Origin of the sequence: Nocardia sp. NPDC051990, from assembly GCF_040680755.1 — a bacterium.
Lineage (GTDB): Bacteria > Actinomycetota > Actinomycetes > Mycobacteriales > Mycobacteriaceae > Nocardia.
Genome location: NZ_JBFAXH010000005.1, coordinates 332271 through 345037, shown reverse-complemented (window position 1 = coordinate 345037; position 12767 = coordinate 332271). Strand labels below are relative to the sequence as shown.

Genomic DNA, 12767 nt, shown 5'->3' with positions numbered 1-12767 from the left:
GCGTCATCCGGCTCGCCTGTTGCGACTCAGCACAACCAAACCCGAAACCTCGAACTCGAGTACCTTCACCACACCTGCGAGCACCACCGGACCACGACCCGTCACCACCGATCCAGGATCCCGTGAACCCCATAGCGGCAAGCCCACCGAACCCAAGGAAGACCCGGCAGCTCCCGAACGCCGACCCGACAAACCGGTCTTGCCCGAGCCGCGGAAAACGGCACGACCGCACGGCGAGAAGACAGCCCGCCGGTGACCATCATCAGATCGAGTCCCCGTTCGCCGGGCCTTATCAGGGTTTGCCTCCACCAGCGCGCATAGTGACCAGCTGCCCTGCGGCTGACGCATTTCCCGTCGCACCTCGCCGCGGCGCCATCCAGCACTCGCTCGCTGATTAAATCCCCTGCGGCGGAGGCGAAATGGGTGCGTGCTGATCGGCTACCTCGGCGAGGGCCTGCGCCCACCCGTCCAGGCGATCGGCCGCATCGCGCAGATCGGCGACGATAGTGTCGAAATTGTGCCGCAGCACCGCACTTTCGGGAACCGCGAGAATCCGTCCCGCCGCGGCAATCACCTGTTCGTATTCGGCCACCCCGCTTTCGAGGCGACCGAGCGCGAACTGGATATTCTCGGTAAGGCCAACGGCAGCACTGGATTTCGAGCGCCCCATGGCACCAAGTGCCTGTTCCATCGCGGTGATATCGACGGCCAGCGCATGCAGCGCGGCCGCACCAGAACTCGCGGTTTCGATCATGTCGGCGAGTTCGTCATCGGGCAGCCGATTCGATCGGGCGATCTGCGTGCCGAGGGCGTGTAATGCCTTTTCCGCACGAACCAGGCGCGAAATCGGCCCGCGGGCCGACGACCACGGCGGTGGCTGCTTGCGCGGCAGGAAGGCAGCCTGCGGTAGCGGCGCGCTGCGCAATTGGAGGTAGCGGCGGGCACTCAACGCGGTGCCGGTGACCAGCGCCACCGCTCCTCCGCCGACCACGACCAGGGCCCACACCGGTGCCGAAATCATCATCAGCCCAACGGTTCCCGCGGTGGTGAGACCGCCGACGGTACCCAGTTGGAAGCTCCGGCGGCGAGCCCGGCGGCGCCTACGCAGTTCCCGCTCGCGTGGGTCCGCCCAGCGCCGCACCGCCACCAGCGCATGCTCGCCCACCTCGCGCAGACTGTCGGGCAGGCTCCCCGGCGGCGGCGCGAGTACCGCCTGTGCGCGCACCAGCGTCGCACCGCGACGACGACCGCCCTTACCTTGCTCGCGAGGTCCCTGCGGGCTCATCGCTGTCCTCCAAGGCTCGCGTTCGACGCGACCCGTCGTGGCCGGACAGGCAGGGCCCGAGCATGATCGACGGCCGACCCGCCAGGTACCCGTGCCATGTCTTCCACCGAACCAGTCCTCGCCGAATGTATTCACTTCGAACGACGCGCTACTGCTGCGCGGTCTGCCCCTTGTTCATCTGCGGCTGGGGCTGCGCCGGATTCGCCTGCGCCGCACCCGGATTGATCGCTGGCGCGGGCGCACCGCCGGCGGGCAGCGCATCGCCGCGCATCGAAGCGCGGATCTGTTCCAGCTTGCTGTGTCCGGCCATCTGGATGCTGGCCTGCTGCACCTCGAGCATCCGGCCCTGCACCGAATTGCCCGCGAGTTCGGCGGCACCCAGCGCATTCGCGTAGCGGCGCTCGATCTTCTCGCGCACCGCGTCCAGGCTCGGCGTGGCACCCGGCGCGGACAGCGTTGAATCCATCTGCTGGAGCGAGGCCGAGACCTGCTCCTGCATCTTGGCCTGCTCCAGCTGGCTGAGCAGCTTGGTGCGCTCGGCGACCTTCTGCTGCAACAGCATCGCGTTCTGCTCGACCGCCTTCTTGGCCTGCGCGGCTGCCTGCAGCGACTGGTCGTGCAGCACCTTGAGGTCCTCGACGGCCTGCTCGGCGGTGACCAACTGCGCGGCGAACGCCTCGGCGGCGTTGGTGTACTGGATCGCCTTCTCGGTATCACCAGCCGCGGCGGCCTGATCGGCCAGTATGACGGCCTGGCGCGCGTTGGCATTGAGCTTCTCGACATCGTCGAGCTGACGGTTGAGCTTCATCTCCAGCTGACGCTGGTTGCCGATGACCGATGCGGCCTGCTGCGAGAGGGCTTGATGCTGACGCTGAGCTTCCTCGATAGCCTGCTGAATCTGGACCTTCGGATCCGCATGCTCCTCGATCTTCGAATCGAAGAGGGCCATCAGATATTTCCAGGCCTTGACGAACGGATTAGCCATCGATTGATTCCGCCTCCATAAGATGCGCCGCGCTTTACCGCGACTCTGGTGCGCGACCGTCACGCACCTGCTATGTGCCTATCCTCCACCATGTGGCACCCGGACCGGGCGAACCCGGCCCAACCGACGCCTAGTACAGAATCTATCCGCATTGGGCACCGGTTCGCAGCGTCGGCCGCGGACGCCACCTATCGTCTGTCGATCAGTTGCTTTTCACCAGGACCAGCATGTCGGCGTTGGGCGCCGGGATGACGATCCGGGTGTCCTCGGCGATCTGCGGGCGGGCGCCGGCCACCGACATCGTCGCGGTCGCGGGCTCCGACGCGGCCTCGGCGGGCTCTGCCGCGGCGGTCCGCTCCGCCTCGGGCGCATCGGCGGTCTGGGCGGGCGCGTCGGCAGGCAGGCGATCGGCGCCGTCCATGATCGTGCTCACATCCCACAGCACCCGCGACAGCGGCACATCCAGGGCCGCGCAGATGGCGGCGAGCAGTTCGCTGGAGGCCTCTTTACGACCCCGCTCGACCTCCGACAGATATCCCAGGCTCACACGCGCCGAGGTGGAGACCTCACGCAAGGTCCGGCTCTGGGCGAGACGAGCACGCCGCAGACTGTCCCCGATCGCCTCTCGCAGCAGCGTCATGTCGTTCTCCTTAGCTCCCAGTAACCGGTCCGCGGGCGCCTACCAGCGCTGCGCACGCCGTCCTTTCTGGCACAACGTCGAACCGGGGCCGGTTGGTTCCCACGGTGGCAAACTCGGCGCCGAAGCACCCAGCTAGCCGACCCTTTCGAGCGACCTGCAAGCAGTCCCTAACGGTCGCCTCCCACGATACGACGCAACTCCCGTACCGCGCTGTGCGTAGCGCCGATTCGGATCGCCCACCGGTCGCCGTCCAGTTTCAGCCGCATGACCTCGGTATGCCGGGGCCCGGCCAGTCCTAGGAAGACGGTGCCGACGGCGTGTCCGCCCTGGGATTCGGGCCCGGCGACGCCGGTCAATCCGATTCCCCAATCCGCACCGCAGCGCAGCCGCGCACCGACGGCCAACTCCTCGGCGGTGCTCGCGGCGACCGGCCCCTCGGTCTCGAGCACTTCGACACTGACACCGGCCAGGCTGTGCTTGAGTTCCGTCGCGTAGACGACCAGCCCACCACGCAGCACCGCACTGGCGCCCGGCACCCCGGCGATGGTCGCCGCGAGCAGGCCCGCGGTCAGTGATTCCGCGGTCGCCACGGTCTGCCGTGCGGCACCGAGTTCACGCACCAACTCGACGACGGGCGCTCCGGTCGTCAAAGGATCGGTCATGCGCCGCGCGCCCGACCCGGACCTCCCGCGAGCCACACCCGCGCCGCCTGCCCCAGATAGTCGAGGCCGGTGATGACCGTCAGCGCGACGGCCACATACATCAATGTCATGCCCGCGGTGGCGAATCCGCCGTGCAGTGGCAAGAGCAGGACGGCGATCGCGACGGACTGCACCAGCGTCTTCAATTTGCCGCCGCGTCCGGCCGGAATCACCCCGCGCCGCACCACCACCAACCGCACCAGTGTGATCCCGATCTCGCGACCACAGATCACCAGGGTGATCCACCACGCCAGATCGCCCAGCATCGAAAGTCCGATCACCGCCGCACCGATCAGCGCCTTATCCGCGATCGGATCGGCGAGTTTGCCGAAATCGGTGACCAGGCCGTATTTGCGCGCCAATTGCCCGTCGAAGCGATCGGTAATCGCGGCGATGCCGAACAGTGCGGCGGCCGCGATCCGCCAGCCGGTCTGCTGACCGCCGCCCGCGAACAGTGCGAGCACGAACAGCGGCACCAGCGCGATGCGCAGCATGGTCAGCACATTCGCGATATTCATCAGCGGGACGACGGGATCGGCCTGGGTGGGCGGGAATCCGGTGCGGACCACCGGCTCGACCCAACGTCGATCGATCTCTTCGGGCTGCACGTTCACGCCTCCGCCTCGCTCGCGCTCGGCTCCAGCGCGTGCGTGCACGGCTGTGACATGGTTCGCTCGCTGCGCTCCCGCACAGCCTCCGTCTCGCCGACGCCAGTCCCGGCCGCGCGGGCTATGCCATCCACCGCCACGAGGCTCCGACGCACGCCGATGCGATGCGGTGAGCGGAGCGGGTGGATGTGCGACACACGTTCAGAGTATCGGTAACCGAGCCGACTACTGTGCACCCCATGACCTCTCGGGGACCACTTGGTGGTTCGACTAGCGACGCGTATCCAGACGCGGCTGCGGCCGCGCACAAATCCGTACCCCTCATGCGACGCGCCCGAACCTCCGATGTGCCCCAGATCAAAGCCCTGGTCGATGTATACGCCGGTCGGATCCTGCTGGAGAAAAACCTGGTCACGCTGTACGAGGCGGTGCAGGAATTCTGGGTGGCCGAACTCGATGGCCGGGTGGTCGGCTGCGGCGCGCTACATGTGCTGTGGGCCGATCTCGGCGAGGTGCGCACGGTCGCGGTGCATCCCGATGTCAAGGGGCATGGCGTAGGGCGGCTGATCGTGGAGCGGCTGGTCGCGGTGGCCAGGGAACTCGAACTGGGGCGGCTGTTCGTGCTCACCTTCGAGGTGGACTTCTTCGGCAGGCACGGATTCGTGGAGATCGACGGCACACCGGTGACCGCCGAGGTGTACGCGGAGATGTGCCGAACCTTCGATCCGGGCGTTGCCGAATTCCTCGATCTCAGCTACGTGAAACCGAACACTCTCGGCAATACTCGAATGCTGCTGAACCTCTGACCGGAACGGATCGATCATGCCAATCTTCGCCGTGCATTACACCTATTCCGACGCCACGGTCGAGGGGCGCGACAGCTTCCGCCCCGAACATCGGGCCTGGCTCAACGGCCTGATCGATGCGGGTTCGCTGCTGACCAGCGGCCCCTACCCGGACGGTTCCGGCGCACTGCTGCTGTTCCAGGTCGCGGACGAGGCGACCCTTGAGCAACTGCTGGCGCAGGATCCGTTCGCGCGCGAGCACCTCATCGACGATGTGCGCGCGGTGGAGTGGCTACCCGTGATGGGCGCATTCGCTTCCTGACCGATCCGACAGAAGCCCGCCCGTCACCGCCCGACGATCAGCGAATTTTCGGCGACACACCGGTTCGGGTGTCGTCGAACCACAGCGTCGAGCCGCAGACTCCCCCGTACCCGCATACCCGCCGCGATCTTCGCGTCGATGCCAGCTGCGGTTCGGACGCTGGCCGTTTGTTCCTGGCCCGCGTGGGATAACAAGTCGGGCGATCCGGCAATTCCCATGGTCGCCGGTCGCCCACTGCTCTGCCGCAATGACACGACCGGGCGCGGCTTCGAGATCGCGCCCGAATACAACCGGGTGTCTTAATCGCCGATCCGGCTCTCGGCGGACCGGAGCGCGCCGCGGGTTTCGATCAGGCTCACCACGGTCGCGATGAGCAGGATCCCGACAATCACGCTCAGTGAGATCGGCGTGGAAATCTCCGGGACCTCGACATGTCGACCACCGTTGACGAAAGGCAGGGTGTTCTCGTGCAATGCGTGCAGCACCAGTTTGACGCCGCTGAACGCGAGAATCGCCGAAAGGCCATAGGACAGGTAGACCAGTCGATCCAGCAGGCCGCCGATGAGGAAGTACAGCTGTCGTAGACCCATGAGCGCGAAGGCATTCGCGGTGAACACGAGGTAGGGCTGCTCGGTCAGACCGTAGATCGCGGGAGTAGTGCGGTGACTACGTCGCCGAGCCCGTGGTTCCACTCATGTGTCACGGTCTGTGCGAGCTCCGTCTCGGTCTCGACATAAGTCGTTCCAGACGAAGACACAGTGGGCTCAAGCATTTCGAAGTAGGGATAGCCGACAGTCGGTCGGTGTGGGTTTCGTCCAGTCGAATGGCGAGTGGCGACTCCGCGAGCATCCGGAACGCCTTCCACTGACTTACACACTGCAGGCGCAGCGACAACTCGCCGGTAGGGAATAAATGGGTTCCTCATCGCGCCTTTCGGTGTTAGCGTTGTTATCTACAACGTAATCGAGCGGTAATCGGAACCACGAAAGGCAAAGGCAATGACCAGCACCCGAGACCAGGGGCTACGCTCCCGCGCCGGTGCCTGGCAATTGCGTTCCGCCACCCGACGGTCGATGTCACAGCCGCGCCTGACCTGGCGATTAATGTTCCAGCTACGCCAGGTGAGTATCCGGAGCCGCCCCTAAGGTCTTGATTCGAGAAGGCCTGAAGGGGCCGCTCCAGGCGAAATACTCGCCAGGAGCGGCCCTATTTCTTGTCCAGCGGATGTGGCTCAACGGGAAGAGCAACGATCTCCAAAGTCGTGAGGCTGGAGGTTCGAGTCCCTCCATCCGTGCCGATAACTTCACAGTGAATATACGGCTGCAGACATTTCGTATTACCGGATTTGAATAGTCCTGCTGCATAGCGGTTTTGAGCCGGGGTAGCTCAGCGCAGGGAGCTGACCCTTTCGAGCGAACTGCGAGCAGTCGCTAGCGGTGTCCTCCGACGGCGCAGGGTCGGTGGTTCGATCCGACCCACGGGCACCGAAAACACTCCCTCGTAGCCCAATTGGCAGAGGCACCGGACTTAGAATCCGGTTGATGCGAGTTCGAATCTCGCCGAGGGAACCAGTCCGCGCGATGTGCGTTTCTCCGGTTCGATGCCGAATATCAGCCGGTCGTCCTCGATAACCGCGACCCCACCGTGGTGCGACATGCTGATTCCGCAGATCACCACGCCGGACCACGGTACCGACGCCGCAGCCGCCCACCATCGGTGAGAATATCGGCCGCCGAAGCGTTTTCACGCCTCTGGGCTTTCCGGCTCCGCATCCCGGCCACCGCGGATCGTCCACAGCAGCCCCTCGAGCTCATCGGGCTTGATGAGCACATCGCGCGCCTTCGACCCCTCACTGGGGCCGACGACGCCGCGGGTTTCCATCAGATCCATCAGCCGACCGGCCTTGGCGAAGCCGACACGCAATTTGCGCTGCAACATGGAAGTGGAGCCGAATTGTGAAGTGACGACCAGTTCCACAGCCTGCACGAAGACATCCAGATCGTCGCCGATATCGGGGTCGACATCCTTCTTCTCACCGGCCTTGGCGGCGGTGACCCCCTCCTGGTATTCGGGTTCAGCCTGGTTCTTGGTGAAGTCGACGACCGCGTGGATCTCCTCATCGGAGATGAAGGCGCCCTGCAGCCGGGTCGGCTTATTCGCGCCCATCGGCAGGAACAGTCCGTCACCCATACCGATCAGCTTCTCCGCGCCGGGCTGATCCAGAATGACCCGCGAATCCGTCAGTGACGACGTGGCGAAGGCCAATCGGGACGGCACGTTGGTCTTGATCAGACCGGTAACCACATCCACCGATGGCCGCTGCGTCGCGAGCACCAGGTGAATGCCCGCGGCGCGGGCCTTTTGGGTGATGCGCACGATCGCGTCCTCGACATCGCGCGGCGCGGTCATCATGAGGTCGGCGAGCTCGTCGACGATGGCGAGAATGTACGGATAGGGCCGGTAGACCCGTTCGCTGCCCAGCGGCGCGGTAATGGCACCCGACTTGACCTTCTTGTTGAAATCGTCGATGTGGCGCACCTTATTGGCCTGCATGTCCTGGTAACGCTGTTCCATCTCCTCCACCAGCCAGGCCAGCGCGGCGGCGGCCTTCTTCGGCTGGGTGATGATGGGCGTAATGAGGTGCGGAATGCCCTCGTACGGCGTGAGTTCCACCATCTTGGGATCGATGAGAATCATCCGAACCTCGTCCGGCGTCGAGCGCGCCAGCAGCGATACCAGCATCGAGTTCACGAAGCTCGACTTACCGGAACCGGTCGACCCGGCAACCAGCAGATGCGGCATTTTCGCGAGATTCGCCGAGACGAAATCGCCCTCGATATTCTTGCCGAGGCCGATCACCAACGGATGGTGGTCATTTCGGGTCGCCGGCGCCTTGAGCACATCGGCCAGGCGCACCAGTTCGCGATCGGCATTGGGCACCTCGATACCGACGGCGGACTTACCCGGAATCGGGGCCAGCAGCCGAACGTTCTCGGTGGCAACGGCATAAGCGATATTGCGGGCCAGCGCGGTGATCTTCTCGACCTTCACCCCCGGACCGAGCTCCACCTCATAGCGGGTGACCGTCGGGCCGCGTACGAAACCGGTGACCGCCGCGTCGATCTTGAACTGCACCAGCACCTCGGTGATCGCCTCGATCATCGATTCATTGGCGGCACTGCGCTTCTTGGGCGGATCGCCGTCGGTGAGCAGCGTCAGCGGCGGCAGGGTGTAATCACCCTCGACCTCGCGGTCGGTGATGAACTCCAGCTGCTTGGGCGGCGGTGGGGTCTGGTCTTCGACCTTGATCGGCGCGCGCTTCTTCGGCTTGGGCTTTTCCTCGGGCGCCGCCGTCGCAATCGGTTTCGCATCGCGCAGTGGCGGTTGGCCGATGATCTCGGTGGCCGCGTCGGAGCCGCCGAATTCGTCGGGCGGATAGTTCTCCTCGGGCGTGCGACCGCGCCGCTTGGACTTGGTTTTGCGATGCAGCGGAAATCCGTCGGCATCATAGTCGGCCGGATCGAATCCGGATTCGCCGTCGAAGTCACCGTATTCGTCGCCAGCGCTGCCGGTGTCGAAGTACTCGCGCAACCGCTGCGGCACCTCGCGCACGGTGGTCCCGGTAACAAGCAACACACCGAAAATGCTGGCCAGCAACAGAATCGGCACCGAAAGCCAGGCCGTAAGCCCATTGGTGAGCGGTCCGCCGACCACCAATCCGACGAAACCCGCCGCGCGCGAACGCCCGTGCGCATCGGTCGGCGAATCGGCCGCGATATGCCACAGTCCCAGAACCGGCAATCCGATCAGCAATCCGCCGAGTACCAACCGCGGCCGGATCTCCGGACGTGCCTCGGTCCGCATCAGGACAACGGCGATTCCAGTGGCCACGAACGGCAATCCGGCCGAAGCCGACCCGGAGACCGCCCGAATCGCCTCCTCGACCCAGTGCCCGATCGGTCCGCCCGCCGAGAGCCATACCGCGGCCGCGATGACCGCACTGACGGCAATGAGGGCAAGCGCGATGCCGTCGCGACGATGCCCGTGTTCGATTTCCCCGGCCCGACTCACCGCACGGGTGGTGGCTCCGAGCCCGCGGGCGAGCATATTCCAGCCGCTGCTGATGCCGCGGTTGATCACCTCGAGCGGCGCGGTATTCGACGTGCGCCGGACTGGGCGGCGCGCCGGTGTGGTGCGGCCACGCGATGCGGGCGAGCGGCGTTGCCCGGTGGTGCGAGCCTGGGCCGAACGAGATGCCGCCGTGGTCCGCCCCCGGGCCGATCCCGCCCGCGCACGAGTGGTCGTGGAGCTGCGGGACTTACCTGCCATGGACCTAGGCTAGCGGCAAACGCCCCATCCAGACCATCAACCACACACGTATCACAGATCGCTCCCCCGCCTCCCCGCGTATTTTGCCGGGCGAAAGTGCCACTGATCTCCCGCACCGGACCGTAAGTAAGAGCTAGGCAGCTTTTGGGCGTACCCGACGAGCTACCCAGGTACGAACCGAATCAGTCGTCACGAAATTGCGCACTCTTGGCGTGTCGGGCCCCGATTACACGGAGCGATCCGCGTCGAGAACAGCCCGCACATCGGCTGGATCACCCGCGGTTTCGATTCGGACCTCATCGCGGCCGAAGGCGTGCAGCAGCAGTTCCGAGGGCTTGCCGGTCAACGTCACCTGCGCCGTTCCGGACTTCGTATGCACCACCGCGCGGCGGCCGTCGGGAGTGGCGAGTTCGACGGTGACCGGCGCTTTGCGATAGGCCATCCGGCCCATGCGCCGCAGCGTCGACCACAGCTTGTCCTCATCGGCGGCGGGCAGCTCACGCGGCTCCCAGCCGGGTGCACCGCGCCGCACATCCTCGTGATGGACGAACATTTCGGTCAGATTGACGACGGAATCGACCGGTTTGAGCGGGGACCACCACGGCGGGCCGGAGCGCACCTGCGCCAGCAGTTCCGGAAAGGGCCGCCGCGCCGCCTTGGCCTGCACCGACTCCAGATATCCGGCAAGCGGTTTCAGCATGATGCCAGGGGACGCGTCCGGGCGGCGTTCGCGAACTACCAAGTGCGCGGCCAGATCTCGCACGGTCCAGCCACCGCACAATGTTGGCGCGTCCGGCCCCACCGCGGACATCGTATCCAGCAGTGCCCGACGTTCCCGTTGCGCCATGCTCATCTGCCGAACATACCGGATGCGGTGTCGGCACAGCAGTCCGAATCCGAAGGCGCACCGGGCGTCCTCCGGACCGGACGGTATCGCCCGAAACTCGTGGTGGCGATCAGCAGCAGATCGCGCACCAATTCGTGTGCAGCATTGTGATATCCGCAGAGCTGGACTCGGCGGCCTGTCAGCAATAGTGCCGTAACATGCGAAAACCGCCGGATAGCAACGGCTTCCGGCGGTTTCCGGTAGGTGTCAGACGCCGATGACCGTCGGCACGATCATCGGGCGGCGGCGGTAGGTCTCGGCCACCCAGCGGCCGACCACGCGCCGCACACTCTGTGCGATGCGATGGGTGTCGTTCACACCCTCGCCCGCCAGTCGCAAGAGTTCGATCTCGACGAGTTCCGCGGCATCGACGAGCGCGGTCGGATCATCGGAGAATCCGCGCCCACTCACCTCGGGTGTGCTGACCGCCTTACCCGTGGTCGAGTCGACCGCGAGGGTGATCGAGATGAATCCGCCCTCACCGAGAACCAGCCGATCCGAGAGCGTCGACTCACCGACATCGCCGACCGAGAGTCCGTCGACGTACACATGCCCGACCGGCACGCGACCCACGATCGAGGCGATCCCGTCGACCAGGTCCACCACCACACCATCCTCGGCGAGCACCACCCGGTCCTCCGGCACACCGGTCGCCACGGCCAGCGCGGCATTGGCGCGCAGATGCCGCCATTCGCCGTGTACCGGCATGGCATTGGTGGGACGCACCGCGTTGTACAGGTACAGCAATTCACCCGCGGACGCGTGTCCGGAGACGTGCACCTTCGCATTCTGCTGGGTGATCACCGTAGCGCCGAGCCGCGCCAGACCGTTCACCACCGCGAATACCGAATTCTCATTGCCGGGAATCAGTGAGGAGGCCAGCACCACGAGATCGTCGGCGCGGATATTGATCTGGCGGTGTTCACCGCGCGCCATCCGCGACAGCGCCGAAAGCGGTTCCCCCTGCGAGCCGGTCGAGATGAGCACCAGCCGATCGCCCGGCAGGGTCGCGGCGACATCGAGATCGACGACCACACCATCGGGCACCGTCAGATAGCCCAGTTCCTGCGCGATCTCCATATTGCGCACCATCGAGCGACCGACGAAACACACGCGCCGCCCGTACTTCTGGGCGACATCGACCACCTGCTGGATGCGATGCACATGGCTGGCGAACGAGGCGACGATCACCCGGTTCCTGGCCTTGCCGATCACCGTATCGAGTACGCCGCCGATTTCGCGTTCCGGCGTGACGAACCCCGGTACCTCGGCATTGGTGGAGTCCACCAGGAACAGATCGACACCCTCGTCACCGAGGCGGGAGAAGCCGGCCAGGTCGGTGAGGCGACCGTCCAGGGGCAACTGATCGAGTTTGATATCGCCGGTGTGCAGCGCGACGCCGGCAGGCGTACGGATAGCGACGGCAATGGCATCGGGAATCGAGTGGTTGACCGCGAAGTACTCGCAGCCGAACGGGCCGTGCGTGGTGTGTTGGCCCTCGATCACCTCGACGAGCTTGGGGCGCTGCCGGTGTTCGCGGCATTTCGCGGCCACCAGCGCAAGGGTGAATTTCGAACCCACGACCGGGATATCCTGACGCAGCCGCAGCAGGAACGGCACCGCGCCGATGTGATCCTCGTGGCCGTGGGTGAGCACGATGGCTTCGACATCGTCCATCCGGCCCTCGATGGGCCGAAAGTCGGGCAGGATCAGATCGACGCCGGGCTGCTGGTCCTCCGGAAACAGCACGCCGCAGTCGACGATGAGCAGTTTGCCGCCGTATTCGAAAACAGTCATATTGCGGCCGATTTCGCCGATACCGCCAAGCGCGAAGACCCGCAGACCGTTCTTGGGCAGCTTCGGCGGGGCACCGAGCCGGTCGGCCGCTGCCCGCTCGACCGGGGCCGACACGGGTTGCTCGCCGCGTCCGCGACCGCCCTGCTGACGACCGCGCCCCTGTCTGCGGGGCTGCTCGGCCGGGGCCTGCAGCGCGGCCTTCTTGGCGGCCTTTTTCGCCGGGGCCTGCTCCGGCGCGGTCTGTCTGGATGCGCTATCCGGCCGCAATAGGTCGCCGACGTCGGATTGCGCTGCCTGATCAGACTTTTCGGCGCTGGCCGGACGCTGGGCGGCGGGTTCAGGTGCGCCCGCGGCCCTGGTCGCGGCCCGGCGGGGGCGACGGCCTGCTGCTTCGGTCATGACTGCACCTCGCTACTGGTCGGTTCGATC

11 protein-coding genes, 2 tRNA genes and 1 pseudogene are annotated in these 12767 nt (G+C 65.7%); 4 read left to right on the top strand and 10 right to left on the bottom strand.

What is annotated here, in order from left to right:
• Positions 1-394: 394 nt before the first annotated feature.
• The 5 genes from AB0L63_RS13365 to pgsA form a co-directional block, all read right to left on the bottom strand.
• A complete protein-coding gene (locus AB0L63_RS13365; protein WP_364499081.1) occupies positions 395-1285 on the bottom strand; it encodes a hypothetical protein in 891 nt (296 codons plus the stop codon).
• Between the two features lie 148 nt (positions 1286-1433).
• The gene (locus AB0L63_RS13360; RefSeq protein ID WP_364499078.1) at positions 1434-2270 is read right to left on the bottom strand and encodes a PspA/IM30 family protein; all 837 of its coding nucleotides are present in this window, start codon (positions 2268-2270) and stop codon (positions 1434-1436) included.
• A gap of 202 nt (positions 2271-2472) precedes the next feature.
• The gene (locus AB0L63_RS13355) at positions 2473-2910 is read right to left on the bottom strand and encodes a helix-turn-helix transcriptional regulator (RefSeq protein ID WP_364499075.1); all 438 of its coding nucleotides are present in this window, start codon (positions 2908-2910) and stop codon (positions 2473-2475) included.
• Between the two features lie 167 nt (positions 2911-3077).
• Positions 3078-3572 (bottom strand): CinA family protein, encoded by a 495-nt coding sequence (locus AB0L63_RS13350; protein WP_364499072.1) that lies wholly within the window; start codon positions 3570-3572, stop codon positions 3078-3080.
• Positions 3569-4225 carry a CDP-diacylglycerol--glycerol-3-phosphate 3-phosphatidyltransferase gene (gene pgsA, locus AB0L63_RS13345; protein WP_364499068.1) on the bottom strand — a complete coding sequence of 219 codons (657 nt, stop codon included), beginning with the start codon at positions 4223-4225 and terminating at the stop codon, positions 3569-3571. Before pgsA ends, AB0L63_RS13350 begins: the two co-directional genes overlap by 4 nt.
• Before the next feature lie 317 nt (positions 4226-4542).
• On the opposite strand from pgsA, the gene AB0L63_RS13340 reads away from it, so the two are divergent.
• Positions 4543-5025 (top strand): amino-acid N-acetyltransferase, encoded by a 483-nt coding sequence (locus AB0L63_RS13340; RefSeq protein ID WP_364499065.1) that lies wholly within the window; start codon positions 4543-4545, stop codon positions 5023-5025.
• Between the two features lie 16 nt (positions 5026-5041).
• Entirely contained in the window at positions 5042-5326 is a 285-nt protein-coding gene (locus tag AB0L63_RS13335; RefSeq protein WP_364499063.1) for a YciI family protein, read from the top strand.
• Positions 5327-5625: 299 nt separating this feature from the next.
• Here the strand turns inward: AB0L63_RS13335 and AB0L63_RS13330 are convergent.
• Positions 5626-5979: pseudogene (locus AB0L63_RS13330) on the bottom strand (TerC family protein); the annotation flags it as partial.
• A 567-nt stretch (positions 5980-6546) separates the two neighbouring features.
• On the opposite strand from AB0L63_RS13330, the gene AB0L63_RS13325 reads away from it, so the two are divergent.
• Both AB0L63_RS13325 and AB0L63_RS13320 read left to right on the top strand, forming a co-directional pair.
• A tRNA-Trp gene (locus tag AB0L63_RS13325) sits at positions 6547-6620 on the top strand.
• Between the two features lie 200 nt (positions 6621-6820).
• Positions 6821-6897, top strand: a tRNA-Leu gene (locus AB0L63_RS13320).
• Here AB0L63_RS13320 and AB0L63_RS13315 read toward each other — a convergent pair.
• The 4 genes from AB0L63_RS13315 to AB0L63_RS13300 form a co-directional block, all read right to left on the bottom strand.
• The gene (locus tag AB0L63_RS13315) at positions 6854-7000 is read right to left on the bottom strand and encodes a carbamoyltransferase N-terminal domain-containing protein (RefSeq protein WP_364499223.1); all 147 of its coding nucleotides are present in this window, start codon (positions 6998-7000) and stop codon (positions 6854-6856) included. The two genes, AB0L63_RS13320 and AB0L63_RS13315, sit on opposite strands and share 44 nt — an antisense overlap.
• Before the next feature lie 69 nt (positions 7001-7069).
• Positions 7070-9655 (bottom strand): DNA translocase FtsK, encoded by a 2586-nt coding sequence (locus AB0L63_RS13310; RefSeq protein WP_364499060.1) that lies wholly within the window; start codon positions 9653-9655, stop codon positions 7070-7072.
• Positions 9656-9881: 226 nt separating this feature from the next.
• The gene (locus AB0L63_RS13305; RefSeq protein ID WP_364499057.1) at positions 9882-10508 is read right to left on the bottom strand and encodes a TIGR03085 family metal-binding protein; all 627 of its coding nucleotides are present in this window, start codon (positions 10506-10508) and stop codon (positions 9882-9884) included.
• A gap of 240 nt (positions 10509-10748) precedes the next feature.
• A complete protein-coding gene (locus AB0L63_RS13300; RefSeq protein WP_364499054.1) occupies positions 10749-12737 on the bottom strand; it encodes a ribonuclease J in 1989 nt (662 codons plus the stop codon).
• Positions 12738-12767 lie beyond the last annotated feature (30 nt).